Source organism: Cellulophaga sp. RHA_52, assembly GCF_007827205.1.
GTDB classification, from domain to species: domain Bacteria; phylum Bacteroidota; class Bacteroidia; order Flavobacteriales; family Flavobacteriaceae; genus Cellulophaga; species Cellulophaga lytica.
The window spans coordinates 3,342,996-3,365,922 of the sequence record NZ_VIRZ01000001.1 but is presented as its reverse complement, the minus strand read 5'-3'; the positions used below and the strand labels follow the sequence as shown (position 1 = coordinate 3,365,922).

8 protein-coding genes are annotated in these 22,927 nt (G+C 32.4%); 1 reads left to right on the top strand and 7 read right to left on the bottom strand.

The features are described from left to right. Window positions 1-27: 27 nt before the first annotated feature. From JM80_RS14730 to JM80_RS14720, 3 genes are read right to left on the bottom strand one after another with little or no spacing between them, the layout of a single operon-like run. Complete coding sequence (locus tag JM80_RS14730) at window positions 28-1,971, bottom strand: OmpA family protein (RefSeq protein ID WP_144710809.1); 1,944 nt, start codon at window positions 1,969-1,971, stop codon at window positions 28-30. 1 nt (window position 1,972) lies between these two features. Continuing rightward, entirely contained in the window at window positions 1,973-2,926 is a 954-nt protein-coding gene (locus JM80_RS14725; protein WP_034646840.1) for a type IX secretion system membrane protein PorP/SprF, read from the bottom strand. A 9-nt stretch (window positions 2,927-2,935) separates the two neighbouring features. Next, window positions 2,936-11,290, bottom strand: coding sequence for an Ig-like domain-containing protein (locus JM80_RS14720; RefSeq protein ID WP_144710807.1), 8,355 nt, complete (start codon window positions 11,288-11,290; stop codon window positions 2,936-2,938). A gap of 581 nt (window positions 11,291-11,871) precedes the next feature. Between JM80_RS14720 and JM80_RS14715 the strand changes: the two genes are divergently transcribed. Beyond that, complete coding sequence (locus JM80_RS14715) at window positions 11,872-13,359, top strand: aminotransferase class V-fold PLP-dependent enzyme (RefSeq protein ID WP_144710805.1); 1,488 nt, start codon at window positions 11,872-11,874, stop codon at window positions 13,357-13,359. 87 nt (window positions 13,360-13,446) lie between these two features. On the opposite strand, the gene JM80_RS14710 is transcribed toward JM80_RS14715, so the two are convergent. From JM80_RS14710 to JM80_RS14695, 4 genes are all read right to left on the bottom strand, one after another. Then, entirely contained in the window at window positions 13,447-15,039 is a 1,593-nt protein-coding gene (locus JM80_RS14710) for a family 16 glycosylhydrolase (RefSeq protein WP_144710803.1), read from the bottom strand. 96 nt (window positions 15,040-15,135) lie between these two features. Then, the gene (locus JM80_RS14705) at window positions 15,136-16,746 is read right to left on the bottom strand and encodes a RagB/SusD family nutrient uptake outer membrane protein (RefSeq protein ID WP_144710801.1); all 1,611 of its coding nucleotides are present in this window, start codon (window positions 16,744-16,746) and stop codon (window positions 15,136-15,138) included. Between the two features lie 16 nt (window positions 16,747-16,762). After that, window positions 16,763-19,804 carry a TonB-dependent receptor gene (locus JM80_RS14700; RefSeq protein ID WP_144710799.1) on the bottom strand — a complete coding sequence of 1,014 codons (3,042 nt, stop codon included), beginning with the start codon at window positions 19,802-19,804 and terminating at the stop codon, window positions 16,763-16,765. Between the two features lie 298 nt (window positions 19,805-20,102). Further along, a complete protein-coding gene (locus JM80_RS14695; RefSeq protein WP_144710797.1) occupies window positions 20,103-22,916 on the bottom strand; it encodes a triple tyrosine motif-containing protein in 2,814 nt (937 codons plus the stop codon). Between the last annotated feature and the right edge of the window lie 11 nt (window positions 22,917-22,927).

Here is a 22,927-nt window from a genome sequence, read left to right as displayed (position 1 = left end):
AGTAGTATTTCTGGCCTTTTTTTATATTTATTTGTTTATAATTATAAATTCTGATCTCCTGTTAACTGCGTGTTCTTCATTGGAACATTTTACACCGTTTTTACATTTATTAAGTAGTTGAGACTCACCAAAACCAATACCTGTTATTCTACTAGCATCTACACCTTTAGATACAAGATATTTTACGGTAGATTTTGCTCTTCTGTTAGATAGCCATAAATTGTAGGTATCACTTTCTGTACTATCTGTATGTGCACCAACCTCTATAACTACTGTTGGGTTTTCTAACATATAATTAGCAACTTTGTCTAAATCTGGGTAAGACTCTACTCTTAAATACGAACTATTTGTATCAAAATAAATAGATTTTAATTTTAAATAGTTTGACAAGTCAGAGCCTACAGAAGTTGCTTCTTTAGAGTTGCTTAACTCCAAAACTACTTCTTCAATTTCGTTTTCATTTTTAGGAGAGTACATATATTTTACAGCATCTGTATAACTATTACTTTTAGCTATAAATCGGTATTTTTTTTCAGGTAAGTTAAGAGCTGTTGTAAAGGCACCATTTTCATCACTTACGGTTTCTATTAAATTATTATTTTCATAATCATAAATAGTTACAGTAGCATTTGCAACAAGTTGTTTGGTTGTTTTATCTATTACTATACCATTAATTTTTGCATTTAAAGATTGTAGCGGAGGATCACCAATAAAGGTATAAATGTCATCACTACCTTTACCTTTTGGTCTGTTAGAAGCAAAATATCCTTCGTTTTTAGATTCGTTTACAATTAAAGAAAAATCATCTTGTTTGCTATTTATACCTTTTCCCATATTAGCAACCTCAGCATTTTCTTGTTGTAGGTTGATGTAAAAAATGTCTAAACCACCCAAGCCAGGGTGTCCGTCTGAAGCAAAATATAAGGTTTCAGATTCAGATATGTAAGGGAACGTTTCTCTGCCTTCGGTATTAATGTTAGCGCCTAAATTTTGCGGAGTTCCAAAGCTTCCGTCACTATTAATAGCTACAACAAAAATATCTGAAGCGCCAAGCGTACCAGGCATATCTGAAGCAAAATAAAGCTTATCTTCTTCATAATTTAACGTTGGGTTTGCCACAGAATATTCATCACTATTAAAAGGCAGTTCAGTAACATTTGCCCATTTTCCGTTTTCTAATGTAGCCTTATAAATTTTAAGTCTACTTAATCCGTTTTTATCTGGAGAAAATTTACCATTTTCTGAGTTATTTCTTGTAAAATATACAGTTTTGCCATCTTTAGTAAATGCAGTAGAAGACTCGTGTGTTTTAGTATTTAATTCTTTAGCAAAACTACCAAGGTACATAAAATTAGAACTGTCTTTTTTTGCAGTATGTAAATTTAAAAATGGCCTATTGTTCCACTCGTGTACATTATTTATTAAAAAACCAGTGTCTCTAGCACTAGAAAAAACTAAGGTATCTTTATAGAAAGATGGAGCAAAATCTGACTCTACAGAGTTAGATTCTAAATTGGTTAGAATATATTTTTGTGCTATGTTTTTGATGCGTTCTAAATAGTTTTGCTTTTCAATAAATTTAGAGGCTCTTAAATCTTTATTTTTAATAGCGTTAAATTGAAGCATTATTTTATCTGCTTCTGTGTAATTACCAGTAGACCTAAGTGTTTGTGCGTATTTAAACAAATATTCAGAATCAGAATTTTTAAGGTCTGGTGTTATCAGTTTAGCATAGCAATTAGCAGCTTCTTTATAGTTTGCATTTAGGTAATAAGCATCACCTAATTTTTTATAAATATCTATAGATGTTTCCCCTTTTTCTATTGCTTTAGTATAAGCATCTATTGCAAGTGCATATGCTTTGGTATTAAAAAGGCGGTCTGCCTCTGTTAACTGTTTTGTTTGTGCAATTGCAGTAAAATGGGTTATAGCTAATAAAAAACTACCAATTATAATTTTATGTATTTTCATATTAAAAGAATCTTGGAGTTAGTGCGTTTCTAAATTTAGATTTAAAATCGTATCTAAGAAAAACCTCAAAAGAGCCATCGTTAAAAGTAGTGCCTCCAAGGGCAGTAGTTTCTTTGTCATAAGCTAAACCTACCATTAATCTTTGTGTGGCTTGTATGCCAATAAGAGCACTTAAAGCGGCATCCCATCTGTAGGCAACACCCATAGAAAATTTGTCTTTGTATAAAAACGTAGTAGAAACATCTACTTGTAGCGGAGCGCCATAAGTTGTTTTTAATAGGGTAGCGGGTTTCATTTTTAAATCGCTATTTAAATTAAAAACATAACCTGTAATTAAATACCAGTTTACTTGTTCTTCTGCAATGTATGATGTGCTTGTAGACGACTCATCAAAATGTTTTGTTTCTAAAAAATTAGGAATAGATAAACCCGCATAAAATTTATCTTCGTGGTAATAAATACCAGCGCCAAAATTTGGAGAAAATTGTTTGTCTACGCCATTATCTGGTGTGGCAACTGTAGGGTTATTAGCTCTTAATTTATTGTGATCTATATTTAAAAAATGACCACCAGCTTTTAATCCAAATGAAACTTTCCCTTTTTCTGATGCTTTTATTGTATAGGAATATAAGGCATCTATATAGGTGTCTTGGTTAGTACCATTACCAATTTCATCATTAATAACAGAAATTCCTAAACCAGATTTTGCAGAAACAGGAGCGTGAATGTTAAATGTTTGTGTAACAGGAGCACCATCTAAACCAACCCATTGTGAACGGTGTAATGCAGCAATACTTAATGCACCTCTAGAACCAGCATAAGCTGGGTTTATAGAAATTGTATTGTACATATACTGCGTATATTGCGCATCTTGCTGTGCAATTGCGCCTATAGTAAGTAACAGTACACCAATTAGGCTGCATACGTGTTTTTTATGTTTATAAATTGATATCATTTTTTACAATTAATTAAGGTATAAGTAGCCATTTTTAGTTTTAGGGTCTCCTTTTTTTACATAGTTAATGATGTAATAATACACACCAGCAGGTAATGTACTACTAGATTTAACTACGGCTCTACCATTAGAAATACCCGTAAATGCTCTTGAGGCATTGTCATAAGATTTTGTGCTATATACTTTTACACCCCATCTGTTAAATATTTCTACAGTATTATCAGGAAAAGCTTCTATGTTTACTATAACAAACGTGCCGTCTGTAGTACCAGGTGTAATATTTTCATTTTGTATTTCTATATCACAAGCAACACCTAAAGGAGGTGTACCACCAACCGAGTCACAAGCATCTAATGGGTCTGTGTTATCTGTAACTTCTTGTCCATCTAAAATTCCGTCTTTATCTGTATCAGGATCTTCAGGATCTGTGCCAATTGCATTTTCTTCTGTATTAGTTAAGCCGTCAGCATCACAGTCAGACGTATCTAAAGGTGTTCCGTTAAGAGAATCACAGTCATCCAAAGGATTGGTGTTATCTGCAACCTCTTGTCCGTCTGTAACACCATCATCATCTGTATCTGCGTCATTAGGGTCTGTGCCAAGTGCAGCTTCATCTTCATTAGTTAACCCATCATTATCAAAATCATCTGTAATAAAAATAATAGCTGTATTTGTATTACCTGCTGCATCAGAAACAGTAATATCTAATGTACTAGGAAAACCTAAACTAGGTAAAGTACCACTAATTGGAGTAGCCGTGTTTGTATCTAAACTAAAGTTACCTGCAGCATCTGTTGTAACTGTATAAGTAACTTCTGGTGTACCGTCAGCATCAACATCAATAGCAATAGTTAAAGTTTCATTTGCACTACCAGTACCAGTAATAACAGGAGTAAGGTTATCTGTTATTTCATCGTTTACAATAGGAGCTACGGTATCTATAACAATAGGGTATGCTGCAGAAGAAAAACTAATGTTGCCAAAAGCATCACTTGCTACTGCAGTAATATCATAGTTTCCATCTGGTAAAATAGTTGCACTGTGGTCTAAAGTCCAATTACCTGTAGCATTAGCAGTTGTAGTACCTATTATTACACCATCAATATAAATATCTATAATTCTATTTGGTTCAGATGTTCCAAAAATGGATAGTGTATTGTCAGATGTAATTGCATCATCAGGAATATTTGTATCAATACTAATGCTACTAATAACAGGTGTAGCAATAGTTGCAGTTTGTACATTGTATAGTTTAGTAGCAGCAACTGTATTGTTATTGCCTGCAGAGTCTGTAGTAGTTAAATTAGCATCTATAGTAGTATCTGCATCTAAAGCTAAATTATTTCCAGACACTATTATACTAAACGTTCCGGTATTACTAACAGTACCTGTTGTAGAAACACCGTTTATTAATAATGTAACCGTATCTCCGGTATTAAATTCTCCTGTAGCAGTACCTGTAATTGTTATATTTTGAGAAGCTTCAATAGCATTAATGGTATTATCAGTAGTTACATCATCAATAATAATTGTTGGTGTAGGAGCTGTAATATCTAAAGCATATATTTTTATTGCATTAATTGTATTACTATTACCAACACTATCTGTGGTAACCAAGCTAGCGTTTATTGTTACATCTGCATCTGCAAGAAGATCTCCACCACTAACGGTAATGCTAAAAATACCAGAAGCATTAACAGTACCTGTTGTAGAGACACCGTTTATTAATAGTGTAACTGTATCTCCGTTATTAAATTCTCCTGTAGCAGTACCTGTAATAGTTATGTTTGATGTTGATTCTGCGGTATTTATAATATTATCTGCAGTAACATCATTAATTGTTAGCGTAGGTGTAGGAGCAGTAACATCTACATTATATGTTTTATTTGTTGTTCCAGTACCTGTGTTTCCTGCTGTGTTTGTTGTACTAACACTACCATTTACAGTTAGGTCTGCATCTGCAGTAAGCTCTGTCCCCGGAATAGGCATACTAAAGTTGCCTAAAGCATCTATTGCATTGGTGTATGATATGCCGTTTACTACTAAAGTAACCACATCACCAGTTAAAAAGTCGCCACTAACATTACCAATTACTGTTATTGTGGTTGTAGCTTCAGTAGTATTAATAGTATTGTCTGCCGTAATATTGTTAATTGTAATAACAGGCATAGGCAAAGTAGTATTTACATTATAAATTTTACTGTTTGTAGCAGTACCAACATTACCAGCCACGTCTAAGGTATTTACCACGCCATTTATAGTGAAATCTGCATCTGCAGCAAGATCACTACCACTAACAGGAATGCTAAAATTACCAGAAGCATCTACACCATTAAAATATGAATTTCCACTTATAGTAATAGTCACAAGATCTCCAGTATTAAAATCGCCACCAACAGTACCTGTAATAGTTATAGTTGATGCTGCCTCATTGGCATTTACTACATTGTCTGCAGTAACATCATTTATTGTTAGTGTAGGTGTAGGAGCTGTAACATCTACATTATATGTTTTAGTTGCATTTACGGTATTACCATTTCCAGAGCTATCTGTAGTTGTAATTGAAGCATCTATTGTTGTGTCTGTATCTGCAGAAAGATTACTACCGTTAACAGAAATACTAAAATTACCAGAGGCATCTACAGTTCCAGTACTTGAAACACCATTACTAACAAGAGTAACGGTATCACCAGTGTTAAATTCGCCACTAACAGTACCTGTAATGGTTATGTTTGATGCTGCTTCTGTGGCATTTATAGTATTATCTGCAGTAACATCATTTATTGTTAGTGTAGGTGTAGGAGCAGTAACATCTACATTATATGTTTTAGTTGCATTTATGGTATTTGTATTACCAGAATTATCTGTAGTTATAATTGAAGCATTTATAGTTGTATCTGAATCTACAGCAAGATCACTACCATTAACAGGAATACTATAGTTGCCAGAAGCATCTACACTTCCAGTGCTTGAAACACCATTAATAACAAGGGTTACATTGTCTCCAGTATTAAATTCTCCTGTAACAGTACCCGTAAGAGTTATGGTTGATGTTGATTCTGTTGTGTTTATAATATTATCTGCAGTAACATCATTTATTGTTAGTGTAGGTGTAGGAGCAGTAACATCTACACTATAAGTTTTAGTTGTATTTACTGTGTTTGTGTTTCCAGAATTGTCTGTAGTTGTAATTGATGCATCTATTGTTGTATCTGCATCATCTACTAAGTTGCTACCACTAACTGGTATACTAAAGTTACCAGAGGCATCTACAATTCCTGTATTAGAAATACCATTGATAAGAAGAGTTACACTGTCTCCAGTATTAAATTCTCCTGTAACGGTACCTGTAATAGTTATGCTACCCGCAGCCTCTGCTGAGTTTACGGTATTATCTGCAGTAACATCATTAATTGTTAGCGTAGGCGTAGGCGCAGTAACATCTACATTATAAGTTTTAATTGCTGTAGCTGTTCCTATATTACCTGCAGTATCTGTTGTACTAACACTACCATTTATGGTAGTATCTGTATCAGTAGCAAGATCACTACCGTTAACAGAAATACTAAAGTTACCAGTAGCATTTGTAGTTCCAGTGCTTGTAACACCATTAATTACCAGAGTAACCGTATCACCTGTATTAAAATCACCACCAACAGAACCTGTAATAGTTACGGTTGATGCTGCCTCAGTGGTATTAACTACATTATCTGCAGTAACGTCATTTATTGCTAGTGTAGGTATTGGTAGTGTAGTATCTATCGTTGCAGAATCGCTTCCGTTTGTGCTTGTGTTTCCTGCAGCATCAGTGATTGATGCAGTAACAGTAATGGTATTACCTTCACCCGGACTAGCAAAACTAGTAGTTACAGTACCAGTAGTAATGTCGGCTGCAGTTAAAGTCTGATTGGTACCGTTTATAGTTAAAATATCGTTCTCTACAGCTTCAGCAGGTAAAGTAATGGTAACATCAATATCACCCACCAATTCTGTACTGTTTATAATAGCGTCGTTATTGGTATCTTCACTAATTATAACTATAGGAGCAGAAGTAGCAGCAGTGTCAATTACAGCAGAATCGCTTCCGTTTGTGCTTGTGTTTCCTGAGGCATCAGTTATTGATGCTGTAACAGTAATGGTATTACCTTCACCCGGACTAACAAAACTAGTAGTTACAGTACCAGTACTAATATCTGTGGCAGTTAAAGTTTGATTGGTACTGTTTATGGTTAAAATATCGTTCTCTACAGCTTCAGCAGGTAAAGTAATGGTAACATCAATATCACCCACCAATTCTGTACTGTTTATAATAGCGTCGTTGTTAATATCCTCAGTAATTACAACCGTAGGAGCAGAAGTAGCAATAGTTTCTATGGTTGCAGAATCGCTTCCGTTTGTACTTGTATTTCCTGCTGTATCAGTTATTGATGCAGTAACAGTAATGGTATTACCTTCACCCGGACTAGCAAAACTAGTAGTAACTGTACCAGCAGTAATGTCGGCCGTAGTTAAAGTCTGATTAGTCCCATTTACGGTTAAAATATCGTTCTCTACAGCTTCAGCAGGTAAAGTAATGGTAACATCAATATCACCCACCAATTCTGTACTGTTTATAATAGCGTCGTTATTAATATCTTCACTAATTACAACTGCAGGAGCAGAAGTAGCAGCAGTGTCAATTACAGCAGAATCACTAGCTTCTGGACTCGTGTTTCCTGAGGCATCAGTTATTGATGCTGTAACAGTAATGGTATTACCTTCACCCGGACTAACAAAACTAGTAGTTACAGTACCAGTACTAATATCTGTGGCAGTTAAAGTCTGATTAGTTCCGTTTATGGTTAAAATATCGTTTTCTACAGCTTCAGCAGGTAAAGTAATGGTAACATCTATATCACCCACCAATTCTGTACTGTTTATAATAGCGTCGTTGTTAATATCCTCAGTAATTACAACCGTAGGAGCAGAAGTAGCAACAGTTTCTATGGTAGCAGAATCGCTTCCGTTTGTACTTGTATTTCCTGCAGCATCAGTTATTGATGCAGTAACAGTAATGGTATTCCCTTCACCCGGACTAGCAAAACTAGTTGTAACTGTACCAGCAGTAATGTCGGCTGCAGTTAAAGTCTGATTAGTCCCATTTACGGTTAAAATATCGTTTTCTACAGCTTCAGCAGGTAAAGTAATGGCAACATCAATATCACCCACCAATTCTGTACTGTTTATAATAGCGTCGTTATTGGTGTCTTCAGTAATTACAACTACAGGAGCAGAAGTTGAGGTAGTATTTACTGTAGCAGAATCACTAGCTTCTGGACTCGTGTTTCCTGAGGCATCAGTTATTGATGCTGTAACAGTAATGGTGTTATCTTCACCCGGACTAACAAAACTAGTAGTTACAGTACCATTACTAATATCTGTAGCAGTTAAAGTCTGATTAGTTCCGTTTATGGTTAAAATATCGTTCTCTACAGCTTCAGCAGGTAAAGTAATGGTAACATCAATATCACCCACCAATTCCGTACTGTTTATAATAGCGTCGTTGTTAATATCTTCAGTGATTACAACCGTAGGAGCAGAAGTAGCAACAGTTTCTATGGTAGCAGAATCGCTTCCGTTTGTACTTGTATTTCCTGCTGTATCAGTTATTGATGCAGTAACAGTAATGGTATTACCTTCACCCGGACTAGCAAAACTAGTAGTAACTGTACCAGCAGTAATGTCGGCTGCAGTTAAAGTCTGATTAGTCCCATTTACGGTTAAAATATCGTTCTCTACAGCTTCAGCAGGTAAAGTAATGGTAACATCAATATCACCTACCAATTCTGTACTGTTTATAATAGCGTCGTTATTAATATCTTCAGTAATTACAACTACAGGAGCAGAGGTAGCTACAGTGTTAACCAAAACCGAATCTGAACCAGGATTACTTGTATTACCTACGGGATCTGTAATAGTAGCTGTTACAGTTAAAGAACCATCTTCTGCTGGAGGAGTAAATGTTAGAAGAACTTCTCCGTTTGCAATATCTGTAGCGGTTAATGTTTGGTTTGTACCGTTTACAGTTAAAATATCATTCTCTGCAGCATTTGCTGGTAATGTAATGGTTACATTAACATCTCCAACTAACTCGCTTGTATTTAAAAAACCATCATTATTAATATCTTCAGTAATAACAACAATTGGAGCATCTGGTGGTGTATCATCAAAAATAATTGTAGTACTACTAGAAGTAAGAGTGGCACAAGAAAAGGTTTCATCATTAATAATAACCTGATATAAAAATCCATCATAACTAGCTGTAATTCCAGTTAGTGTAAGTGTGTTAGTTGTGCTGCCTGTATAAATATCTACAGTGTTGGCATCATTTATATCTACAAAACCATTACCGTCTAAACGGTCTACTTGCCATTGATAAGTTAAAGCTTCGCCAGTTGCTGTAACTACAAAAGTTTCTGGGTTTGTGCCATTGGTTAAAATATCTTGAGGTTGGTTTGCAGTATTAGTTATTGCTGGTGCTTGTCCTATCTGTTGAAAGTCAAAGTCAGTATTTCCAGAACCACTATCTGCATTCTTAGGAGTAGTATAACCATCTATAACCATACTAGCAGTTACAGTACCGTTTGTAGCATTTACAGTTGTGGGTAAGCCTCCTAAAATACCGTCATTGTTTTGGTCTGTAAACCCAGCTTCTAAAACATCATTACAACCATCGCCATCTGCATCTATCTCTAAATAATCTGGTGTTCCGTTTGGTGTTGCCTCAGAATCTGCTAAAGTATAGTCTACAGTGCCATTATTAACACCGCTACTAGTTTGTAAGGCATCAAAAATACCATCTTCACTAACAGCAGTACCTAAAATACCATTGGTATGAGGTTGGTTATGTCCGGCTTCAATAACATCAAAAATACCATCGTTATCAGAATCTAAATCCAATAAATCTGGCACACCATCAATATCAGAATCTCTGTCTTTACAAGCAAATAATATAAGTTCTATCTCATCTTCTACACCTGTGGAAGAAGTTTGTACCAATTGCAATGTAAAAGTAGATACTCTTTGGTTAATTTGTAATGTTCCTGCGGCAGAACCATCGCTATCTTTTAATGAGCTTTCAGGGTCATAACCATCTGATGGTAAGCTAGTACCACCATCTTTTACTGTGGTTGCAGTAGAAACAAAGTCGAATGTACCGGCAAGTTCTGACCACGTTAAACCGTTTAAAAGGCTTATTTCTGCAGAGGTCTGATTATTACTAGTATCATTGCCACCAATTCTATCCAGATGAAGCGTAGGTTTATCTACAAAAACGGGGTTGTTAGTGGCATCTACAAACTCAACAGTAACTGTTACTCCGCTATCATAAGTAGCAGCAAGAGAAATATCTCCTTGTAAATCCTCAGTCCAAAAATCTACACCAGGATTTGTAAAATTACCACTTACAAAATCGGTAGAGTTTGTTGTGGTTATGTTTGCAATAACTCCGTTGCCATAATCAAAAGAAGCAGTTTTGCCAGCAATAGTCCAAGCACCAGATTGTACAGGAGTACAACTACCTTCATCAGTATCTAAAATACCATCATTATCATCATCTAAATCGCAACTATTATTTATACCGTCACCATCTGTGTCGTTCTCTGTAGGAGTACCAACTATAGCTCCAGAAGTACAAGGATTTATCACTAAGTTAGAAAAGGCAAATTCTACTTCGTCTCTGTTTGGAGCATTATTGGTTAATGGTGTTGAGTTCCTTTCTAGAAGTGTATTTAAATTTATAGTGTTTATTAAGTTTGTTATTTGTAGACTACCTCCTGCGGTATTAGCACATTCACCAGTGCCTCCTAATATTTCAAATAAATTTTCTCCCTTAAAAAAAACAGAATCACTATCTAATCTATCAGTAGCGCTTAGTTCATCCCAAGTGTATCCGTCCTGTAAATAAAATGTACCAGTAGTATTAGATCCTAATACCCCTGTTACTCCAACTTTATCAACGTGTAAGATAGGGTTTTGTATGTCTGCTAATGCATTTGTTCTGGTATCATAGAACTCAAAAGAAATTGTCCCATTACTACCATTAACTTCTAAAGCTAGAGAAGGTGTCCCTGTAATAGTTGGGTCACTAAAAGCATCAGGAGAGCACAACATTGTATCTCCGCCTAAAATATCTACATAACCAGTAACGGTAACTTCAATTCGTACTAAACCGTCAGAACTTACAGATGTCCATTTTCCCCCACCAGCATCTGACCATACGCCAGAGGTTTGAGCAAAAAATAGTTGAGTAAAAAATATAAAAGCTATAAGAGTAATTAATTTTACTCTGTTTATATGAAAGAATTTTGTATTCAATTTTATCATAAAAAAAGTTCATTTTATGAATAAGCTAATGGTTTGGTTAAAAAGTTATTCAATTTTAAAAGCTAATTTATATTGAAAAATACCGAACAGTGTATTAATGTTGTGAATACTAGGCTTTTGTATGCGTAGGCTTAATTGTAATACGTTTAAGAGCTAGAGTTTATGCTGTTTTTAACAAACAACATGAATAGTTGTTTTCTTAACAATTAACTATAAGTATTTTTTTAATGGTTTGTTGTTTTTAAAATTAAATAGTGTAGATGAAGGTGTTTTTTTAAGTGTGTAATTTTTATAAAAAAATAAAATAAAAATAACATTACATAAGTAAGGGTTTAATAAAAATTAATCGTCTTAGTAGTATATAATGTAATATTTAAAATGAAAAATAAAACTTTACTATTTGGTAGTAAAGTCTATTTATAACAACACCTTTCTTTATGCTTTGTTTTCAGTATAAATTTTGAATTAGTCAATCAATAAAAAATGAAAGAATGTTGTTTAAAGGGCTATTTTTAGTGGGTAGCCCTTTTTTAAAATAAAAGAAGAAAATCGAACTAAAGAACGATTAAAAAGTAAATGTTGTGAGCGTTAAAGAAGAAGTTTTAGTAAAAGAAAATTTAGAAAATTATTTTCAGCAATTTTCTAAAGGAGTTATAGGTAGTAACCATTATTTTAAAACCTTATACGGTAAACAAAAGTTGGTTTACGCAGATTGGATAGCAAGCGGAAGATTGTATGCTCCTATTGAAGAAAAAATGCAGTATAAAATAGGGCCAATGGTTGCTAATACACATTCTTTTTCTAGTGAAACAGGCAAAGCATCTACCTATGCTTATAAATTAGCAAGAAGAATAATTAAAGAACATGTAAATGCTAATGATGACGATGTTTTAGTTACAACTGGTACTGGTATGACTGGTGCAATTGTTAAGCTTCAGCGTTTAATAGGGTTACGTAAAAGTTTTAAACACAAACCAAATAGAGTAGATAGGCCAGTTGTTTTTATTACACATATGGAACACCACTCTAACCACGTTTCTTGGATGGAAACTTTAGCAGATGTTGTTATTTTAGACTGTGATGAAAATAAACTTGTAGACGTTAATAGCTTAGAACAAAAATTATTAGAATATGCAGATAGGCCAATGAAAATTGGTGCTTTTACAGCTTGTTCTAATGTTACCGGTATTATTACACCTTACCAAGAGTTGGCTAAAATAATGCACAAACATAACGGATATTGTGTGGTAGACTTTGCTGCCTCTGCACCTTATGTAAAAATGGATATGCACCCAGCAGATCCAGAAGCTTATTTAGATGCTATTGCATTTTCTCCGCATAAATTTTTGGGAGGACCAGGAAGTTGTGGAGTGTTAGTGTTTAATAAAAAATTATACAATGCTAAATGCCCAGATACTCCAGGAGGTGGTAATGTAAAATGGACAAATCCTTGGGGTAGTTATAGCTATTTTGATGATATAGAGGTTAAAGAAGATGGTGGTACTCCAGGTTTTTTACAAACTATGAAGGCTGCCTTAACTATTAGGTTAAAAGACCAAATGGAGGTAAGTAAAATTCACAAAAGAGAAGAAGAATTATTACAATTAAGCTACCAGAAATTAGGAGAAATAAACGGCCTAGAAATTTTAGGAAGTACAGACGTACCAAGAATTGGTTGTATTTCATTTACAATGTCTAACATACATTATAATTTAATTGTTAGGTTATTAAATGATAGGTTTGGTATACAAGCAAGAGGTGGTTGGTCATGTGCTAGTACTTACGGTCATTATTTATTTGACATAGATAGAAGAAAATCTAAAAAAATAACACGTAATATTATAAATAAAGACCTTAGTAATAAGCCTGGTTGGGTACGCTTATCTTTACATCCTTTAATGACTAATGAAGACGTAATTTTTATTAGTGAGGCTTTAAAAGAAATACAAAAAAAGATTGCACTTTGGAAATGTGATTATAAATACAACCCAACAACAAATGAATGGGATTGTCTACAAAGAGGAGATCAAGAAATTAAACAAGAGGTATGCAAATGGTTTAGTTTGTAACTACTTAACAAGAACTTAATTTAGTTTTTATTTCTAGAAAACGCTGGTAACTTTATTTGTTATCGGCGTTTTCGTTTTTAGTATTTCTTAATTGTTTTGTAGCTCTTCTTTTTTCTGAAAAACTCTAACATAATCTACAGCCATATGTTGAGGAAAAATGGTATCATCAATCCCTTTTTGTCCGCCTAGCATACCACCAACAGATGCATTTAAAATTAAATAAAATTTTTGATCAAAAGGCCATTCTGCCGTTGTCTTGTGCTCATTAGCAAAACTATTATAAACCACGTCATCCAGAATAAAATCCATTTTTTCTGGTGTCCATTCTAATGAGTATGTATGGTAAGTATCATTAGGGTTACTTATAAAAGTTTTTTTCCCTTTTTGTGTTTTTTTTAAGTGGTTGTATGCTTTTGTGTGTATAGTTCCAAAAATAGAATCTGGACTAAAGCCTACGTATTCCATAATATCAATTTCACCACTTTCTGGCCAGCCAACCTCTTTTCTATTTTCTCCTAACATCCATATGGCAGGCCATAAGCCTATTCCTTTAGGAAGTTTAGCCCTAACATCTATACGGCCATATTTCCAAGATGCTAAGCCTTTAGTCTTTATTCTGGCAGAAGTGTATTTTGCGCTATCAATTTTAGGAATATAATGTAACCAGCTTTTGTTTTTAAATGCATTACTTTTATAATCCTTGTTAGCAACACTTTCTTTGTGGGCTTCTATAATTAAATTTCCTTTTTCTACTCTTACATTTTTAGCATTACTTGTAAAGTATTGTTTTTCTTCATTACTTATAAAGCCAATATCATATACCCATTTTTTGTTGTTGGGAGCTCCTTTGTAATTAAACTCATCACTCCATACTAGTTGATAGCCATTAGAAACTGGATTTTTTTTTAACCTTTTAAATAGTAGTTCTGGTTCGTTAGTTGTAATATAATTAAAATTATGGGCAATAAATAAATCTAAGTTTTCTTCATTATTTACAGTCCATACGTTAAGAGCTAAATTTAGTTTTTTAGCTTCTTTTATCCATTCTGGATGTTTTTTAAATACATTTTTTTCATAATCTAATCCAGAAATTGAATCCTTTTTTAGTTGACTAGGAGCTTTAGATCCGTCTAAATACTGTGTATTAGCATTAGGGTCTAGTTCTTTTATTTTTAGCAGTATGTTGTAACTAAAGCTTATGTACGTTTTTATATAAGGGTCTGCTTTTAGCCTTTTAACTTCTTTAATTACTTTTTCGGTAATTATAGAGTTACGCTCTTTGTATTTAGAGGGTTTTATTTCTAAAACTAGTCCTGTAGAGGTATTATTTTTCATACCAGCAAGCAAATAGTCTTTTAAAGTTGGTAATGTTTCTCCGTTAGATAATTTTTTTTTAGATAACTCTGCAAATGTGGTATCTTCAATAGGTAAGTTGTTGTAAGTAGGGTCATGGGTTACAATTAGTATATTGTCAGAAGTCATTCTAACATCAAATTCTGAACCAGTACAATTTAGGGAAATAGCTTCTTTTAATGCAGCAATTGAATTTTCTGGTAAATTTTTATTTTTCCAAGCACCACGGTGTGCAACTACTGGGTTATCTGCAAATAATATTTTATTAGTATTATTTGTTTTACAGGCACTAAGAGCAAGAATAAACGCTAAGAATAAGATACGCATATTTGTATTTATATAAATTATTATGTAATAAAATGCTAAGGACAATTAAATTGCCCTTAGCTTTAAAAAACTAGGTAACTAAAAAACTAAACTTAATTAATATCCTGTGTTTTGTGGGTAACTAGCTCCTAATAAATCTAAATCTTCCTGAAAAATTGGAAAATTAATATAATGATCTTTCCAATTTATTCTTGGGTCTTTACTTCCTCCAAAATAGTTTGGATAATATTCGCCATCTCCAGAGAAATTTGTCATTTGATTATTTAAAACATCAGCTCCCATTCTTTTTAATGTAAACCAACGCTCTCCTTCAAATGCTAGTTCACGAGCATTTTCATCTAGTATATCTTGCATAGTAACACTAGTTAAAGGTGCTGCATTTGCTCTTGTTCTAATTGCATTTATGTATGGCAAAGCATCTCCGCTAGATCTTAAAATAGCTTCTGCAGCTATTAAATAGGTTTCTGCTAGTCTGTAAACTAAAATATTACTTCTTTGTGTGTAAGAGTTAGGGTCGTCATCTTCTTGTGCAAATTTTATACAAGAAGGGTGTAACCTTTGGTAGTACCTTGTGTAAGTGTCACTAGGGTTATCTAAATCAGTTATAGGTTTATAAATATCTATTTCATCACCAATATTATCTCCTGTATTGTAATAATATTTTAACCTAAAATAGGTATTGTCATCTCTTGTATCATTTGGGTCTTCTGCTAAAAGATTTAATAAATATAGGTTTGGTAAAACTCTAGAAAAACCTCTACCGCCTTGTTCTATATCTGAGTTTATGCCAGATATTTGAAAATATTGAGTTACATAGTTGGCATTCATCATAGTTGCGTCTCCACCTCCTAATACATCATCTTGTGACTGTATAACAAATAATTGCTCGCTATTATTTAGGTCACCTTTAAAAACATCTGCAGTAGAAGAAACTAAACTGTGTGGGCTTTCTGGATCTTCAATTACAGATAAAGCTTGTTCTTTAGCTTCTAACCAATCTCCTTGCCACATAGCTACTTTAGCTTTTATGTGTTTAGCTGTTCCTTTAGAAACTCTACCAAAGTTTACATTCCAATCTAAATGTTCTATTGCAAAATTTAAATCGCTGTTTAATAAAGCAAAAATTTCTTCTTTTGATGATTTATTCTCTATAACATTAAAAGCATTATCTACAGTTACAGATTCTGTTGTAACATATATGTTGTTATACATTCTGTACAGAAAAAAATAAGACTGCGCTCTAAAGAATTTTGCTTCTGCAATAATTTGGTTTCTAGTGTCCTCATCTATATTATCTACAACCTCTGCTGCATTAATAATATCTGTAGCTTTATTGGTAATGTTGTAGTAATGTTTCCAAAATAAAGAAGAAACCAGTTCTGTACCATAATCTATTGGTGATACGCCTCTTTCATACCTTCCCATTAAGCCTGTATAACCAGATCTACTAAAGGTTAAATCGCTTCTAGAAGATAAAAGAACAGCTCCCATGTAATCTTCTGTTCTTTGGTCATACCTATCTCTATTAAATTTATATAAACTTACTACGCCAGATTTTAAACCTTCTTCTGTAGTGTATACATAGTTAGAGTCTATTAATGTGCTTGGCTGCTCTTCTAAATAGTCTTGGCAACTAACCATACTAATTATGATAAAAGCAAACCCTAAAATACTATTAGCTTTTTTGTATATATATGTTGTATTCATAATGTTTGTTTTTAAATTATAAACTTGCTTTTACACCAAATGTGAAACTTCTAGAATCTGGATAACCTGTATCTGAACTAGAAAATGTATTTCTAATATTTACTTCTGGGCTATAACCTATATAATCTGTATTGGTAAATAAGTTGGTAGCAGTTACATAAAATTTAATTTGATCTACATTAATTTTAGATAAAAAGTTTTGTGGTAAACTATACCCTAAACTTAAAGTTCTTAGCCTAACATAGGATGCGTCTTTAACAGCAAGGGAGTTTAAATACTGTGGAGTAGAGTCATAACTAGGTCTAGGGAAGCTTGTAGACGGATTTTCTGGTGTATAATAAGGTACTTTTACACCATTTAATTTACCAGATAAAGTACCACCATTATTAAAGTCTGATAAAAATGGGTTTACTTTAGTAGCCCCTTCTACAGCATAAAAATCTACAAACAAATCAAAACCTTTGTAAGATAGTGTTGTAGATAAAGAGCCAAACCAATCTGGGTTAGGATCTGTAAATACTCTGTCTTCTTGTGTTATAGCACCATCACCATTTGTGTCTTTAATTCTAATATCTCCAGGCCTTAAATCTTCTTGTGTAATTGTAGATTCTGGGTTTGCTTGTGGTGCATTTGCAAAGTCGTCTCCTTCTTGAAAAATTCCATCAAACTGATACTGTCTAATAACTCCTGTTGGTTGCCCTACATAGTAGTTATAGGCATCATCCTCTAAAATAGGTTCTCCATTACCATCGTTATATAAGTTAACTAATTCATTTTTATTGTTAGACCAGTTTGTAGAAACAGACCATCTAAAATCTTCAGTATTAATTAGGTTGGCAGTTAAGCTTAACTCTATACCAGAATTTTTTAATTCACCAGCATTAAAATAGGTGTATCTATAACCTGTGGTAGAAGGTACGCCTCTTCTTAACAATAAATCTTTAGTTCTAGCATCATAATATTCTGCAGTACCAGTTAAAAAGTTTTTAAACAATGAAAAATCTAATCCGAAATTTAAGGTTGTAATGGTCTCAAATTTTAGATTTACATTTGGTAATACTACAGATGGTGAGTAACCAGATGCAGATTCGCCATCAAAAACATAATTTTGTCCTTCTGCAGTAAACAAAGATGTATATGGTCTACTAATACCATTTACTAAAGAGCCATAACTTGCTCTAAACTTTAATTCTTGTACAGCAGTAGATTCTTTCAAGAAGTTTTCGTTGTGAATTTTCCAAGCAACTGAAGCAGCAGGGTTATGACTCCATTTATTACCCTCGGCATTTACAGATGCACCATCTGCTCTATAAGTTGCAGAAAATAAGTACTTATCTAATAAAGTATAACGAGCTCTAGCCATAAAAGAGGCACTCTTAAAAGTGTTTTGGTCTCTTTCTACAGTAACATTACCAATGGCATTTGTAATACCATTATACCCTAAGCTTTCGTTTATAAAACCCCTGCCTTCTGTAAATGTTCTTGTAAATTTGTCTTCTTGTACAGACTGTACTAGCGTTAGGTTAAACTTGTTGTTGTTATTAAAGTCATTAGTATAAGTTAAAATATTTTCAACTAAATAAGACTCTTTTAACTGGTTGTCTATCCTAGCTATACCATTATCTGTATCACCAGCAGAACTTAAAGAAGATTGGTATTGGCCTCTTTCAGAATTTTTTCTAGTTAAATTGGTTTTTAATTGATAATGTAAATTTTTAGTTATTTGGTATGATGGAGATAAATTGATAATAAAATCGTTTCCTTTTTCATCATTATCTTGCTCTCTTAAATTCCATAATGGGTTTGTAGCAGATAATTCTTCTCCGCTAGGGTATTGAGTTAAACTACCATCTTCATTATAGGCTTTGCCTAATGGGGAAAAAGTAATTACATTAATATTGGCAGCTCTCTCTATATCATCAGACAATAAGTTAAAATCAAAATTTACAGAGAATTTATCATTTATTTTTTGGTCTACGTTTAGTCTTAAATTTTTACGTGTATAGCTTGATGATGGAATTATACCGTCTTCTTTAAAATAGTTTACACTAGCATATATTTTTGTAAAATCTGTTCCTCCAGAAACATTTAAAGATTGACTATTAACTAAGCCAGATCTTAATAATTCATCTTCCCAATCTACAAATTCATTATTTGCTATAGATTCCATTTCAATTTCAGAAAATGCATCTTCTTCATTTGGGTATTCATTTGTTGCATTGTTAGAACGTATAGCTTCTCTTCTTAGTTGTGCAAATTCTTCACCGCTATACACATCAAAATTTCGTTCAATAGATTTTGTAGTTACATAACCATGATAAGAGACGTTTACTTTACCACTTTCTCCTCTTTTTGTTGTTACTAAAATAACACCGTTAGCACCTCTAGATCCGTAAATAGCTTGTGCAGAAGCATCTTTTAATACCTCTATAGATTTAATATCATCAGAATTTATGTCTTCTATACCACCTTCTCTAATAATACCGTCTACTACATAAATAGCACTTGTATTACCTTCTATAGAACTACGGCCTCTAAAAATAATTTCAGAAAAACCACCAGGTCTTAAAGTTCCGCCTCCGACTTCTACTTGCAAACCAGCAACTCTACCTCTTAGCATTTCTGTAACGTCAGATGTTGGTGTTAGTGTTGCTTTACTTAGGTCTGTGGTAGCTACAGCGTTTACTAAATCACTTTTTTTCTGTGTACCGTATCCTACAACAATAACTTCGTCTAAGGCACTAGCATCTTCAGTTAATGTTATTGTTAAAGGAGCGTTTGTAATGGATACTTCTTTTGTAACATAACCTACATAAGATATTACTAAGGTTTGTGACGCTGTAGAGGTCTCTATACTAAACTCTCCATCAAAGTTTGTAGTTGTACCTATACTTGTACTTTTTAAGAGTACAGTTGCTCCTAATAAAGGAATTCCATTCTGGTCTAATACTTTACCAGATACTGTTTTTTGGTCTTGAGCATTTACTATAGTATTAGATAAAAATAGTAGTGCTATAAAAACCAATAATTTTGGTTGTTTTAATAGTTTTGAAATCATAGATAGTTAATTTTTCTCAAATAAACAGATAGTTCTATTTGTTTGTATTAACGAAATGTTATGAAACTAGCTGTTTAAGTATTGCTAAATTATACTATTAAAAATGAGAATAATTAAATTTTAACTATATAAAAACATACATTTTGCATTTTATTGTGTCTTTTTTTGGTAATTAAGCAATTACAGTGGTTTGGCAATTGTTTTATTTTGCCCATAAAGCCAAAAAACTGCCAAAAAAGAGAGAAAATTGGCTTGTAGTAGTGGTATTGTAGTGGTAATATTAAGCTAATATTATCAATTATATGGATAGTATGTGTTCTATTAAGTTAGTTTCTCTAGAAAGGTTCATTTTTTTTCTAAGTCTAGATCTTCTTACCTCTACACTTTTTACAGAAATGTTTAATAATGGTGCAATTTCTTTAGAAGAAAGGTTAAGTCTTAGGTAGGCACAAAACTTTAAATCATTTGCAGATAAATCTGGATGAAGCTCTTTAGCTCTAGTTAAAAATTCTTTGTCTGCGTTATTAAATGCTTCCATAAAAAACTTTCTGTCCTTAACATTATTTAAGTTTTTATCTATAAGTTTAAAAACAGGGTGTTTAGTGTTAGTAATACCAGTATCTTTTTTAAGTTCTTTTTTTATTCTTCTTAACACCTCATTACGTTTTACTATACTCATAGTAGAGATGGCTAGTTCTCTGTTTTTACTTTCTATTTCTTGATTTAGCTTCTCATTTTTTAAACGAATAACTTCTTGTTCGTTTTTAAACTCTAAAAGTTGCATTTTTTGCTTATTTTCTAATAAAGTTTTTTGGTGCTTTTTATAATAGTACCTTTTGTAAAATTTATGAGTTAAAAAAATAAGAAATAACCCTAACAAAACATAACTAACTATTGCTATTGCTGACAAGTAAAAAGGTCTTTGTATGGTAAAAGTGTACGTGGCAATATTAGTAGATATTTTATTGCCTATTTTAGACCTAACTTTAAATACGTAGTCTCCGTATGATAACTTATCGTAAGACGTATAAGAGTTTTGTGACCAACTAGACCAATCAGAATCAAAATTCTCTAGTTGATATTGGTAGTATGTGTTTTCATACTTATTATAATTAGGAGTAGTATAACTAAAAAATACAGAAGATTGTTTAAATTTAAAATCTCCTTTATTGTAAATGTTTACATCATTATAATTTGTCTCCTTTTCCTTAACTTTTATTTTATCAATAAAAACTTGGTGAGACTTTGATTCTATTTTAGACAAGTTTACATTAATGTAACCATTTGTTTTACCTAGTGTATAATTATCATTATTTAAACTTGCTATATTTTCAAAACTAGAATTAATTTTTCTCCAATTATTTTCTATAGGAATAGATTTAATAGAAACCATATTTGGTAATGGACCTTTTTGTGCATACTTAATATCATTTTTATTAAAAGACCATAATAATTCTCTTTTGTCAAAAATTAATTTTCCAGACCTATATTCTTTTTTAGGAATTAAAGCACTTAGTACGCTGTCTTTTATAAAAGATTGTGTTTTATTTTCTAATTTAAAAACCCCATTTTCATTTGCATAAATAATATGATTGTTAGTTTTTGTTAAACCAGCTGCTTTTCCTTTAAATTCATCAAAAAGAGTTATTTTATTAAAACCAGTTAAACTATCATTTAAAGTTAAATGATATATACCCTTATGTTCATGGTTAACCCAAATATCTTTGGTGTTATTTATTTCAAAAAAACGAGAAGAGATTTCAAAACCATTTAGTTTGTTTTGCAATGTCCACTTATTATTTTGCTTATGTAAAATTGCTAAGCCAGAATAGTGCCCAAATAGTATTTTATTTTTTTGCTTTGGTAGGGGTCTAAAATTCCATACACCAGAGATATTACTTATAAGACTTGCTTTATTGTTTTTAATATTAAAAACACCAGAATTGTGTCCGCAAAACAATTCATTGTCATAAGTATGTAAAGACCATACTTGCCCCTTTGTTCCGTTAATAAACTTAAGCTCTTTGTTAGAGTCTAAGCTTTTATAAAAAAGTCCTTGATTAGTACCAATGTACAAAAAGTTATTATGCACTATTGATGCATAAGTGGTACCAACATCACCATAATTGTCGTTATATTCTTTTATAAATGATTTTAAGTTTAAACAATTTATGCCGTTATCTAAAGCTAGCCATACATTACCATCTACATCTTCAAACAAGTTAAGTACTGTATTATTACTTAAGCCAGTAGATTGGTTTATAGTATTAATAATTTCTCCTTTAGCAGATAAGTAAATAACTCCTTTAGAAATAGTGCCTAGTACAAAACTTTTATCTCTTAATTGAATACCTCTAAAAATTCGGGCTTTATCTAAAAAAGTATCCCCTGGAATGTGCCATTTATTTAAGGTTTTATTTTGTATTTTAAATAGACCTTGTGTACGAGTTAAAACAATTAAGGTATTATTAATAGAAAATATATTTAATATGTATTTTATGTTTAATTCTTCAGGAATTTTAGCAATTAAAATTTCAATTCCATTTTCTAGTCTAGAAATTGTACCATCTAATTTTTGCACATATACTTTAGTATTTACTTTAAATACTCTATAATAATTACCCTTGTCTGTTGTATAATGTAATTGTTTTTTTGTGGTATCATAAAAATAAATTCTATCATAGGATTGAAAAATAACATAGTTGTCTTGACTCTTTATATTCCATATAATTTCATCTTCTAACAATTCATCTTTAATGGTTTCAGAAATAGAAAAGTATGTTAAGCTACCATATTCATTTTGTTTCCAATACCCAAATTCCATAAAAGAACCAGTGTAAACTTTGTCATCAACAACCTTAACTGTTCTTATAACAGAACCATTAACAGAAGGGTATAACGTCCATCTAGAACCATTGTAGGCCAAAAGACCATCATTATTTGCTACGTATATATTTTTGTTATTATCCTGGCTTATGTACCAATTTTGATTTTCCGCACCATAATCTGTAGATAAAAAATTTAAGATAGGAGGTGTTTCTTGTGCTACTGTAGTAAAAGTAGTAAAGAAGCAAAAAAGTAAGAATATGGTTTGATAATATTTATTTTTCATAATAGAACACT

Excerpts from the sequence above, each read along its gene's own strand:
- JM80_RS14730 (WP_144710809.1), bottom strand. The coding sequence starts at position 1,971 with ATGAAAATACATAAAATTATAATTGGTAGTTTTTTATTAGCTATAACC.
- JM80_RS14725 (WP_034646840.1), bottom strand. The coding sequence starts at position 2,926 with ATGATATCAATTTATAAACATAAAAAACACGTATGCAGCCTAATTGGT.
- JM80_RS14720 (WP_144710807.1), bottom strand. The coding sequence starts at position 11,290 with ATGATAAAATTGAATACAAAATTCTTTCATATAAACAGAGTAAAATTA.
- JM80_RS14710 (WP_144710803.1), bottom strand. The coding sequence starts at position 15,039 with ATGCGTATCTTATTCTTAGCGTTTATTCTTGCTCTTAGTGCCTGTAAA.
- JM80_RS14705 (WP_144710801.1), bottom strand. The coding sequence starts at position 16,746 with ATGAATACAACATATATATACAAAAAAGCTAATAGTATTTTAGGGTTT.
- JM80_RS14700 (WP_144710799.1), bottom strand. The coding sequence starts at position 19,804 with ATGATTTCAAAACTATTAAAACAACCAAAATTATTGGTTTTTATAGCA.
- JM80_RS14695 (WP_144710797.1), bottom strand. The coding sequence starts at position 22,916 with ATGAAAAATAAATATTATCAAACCATATTCTTACTTTTTTGCTTCTTT.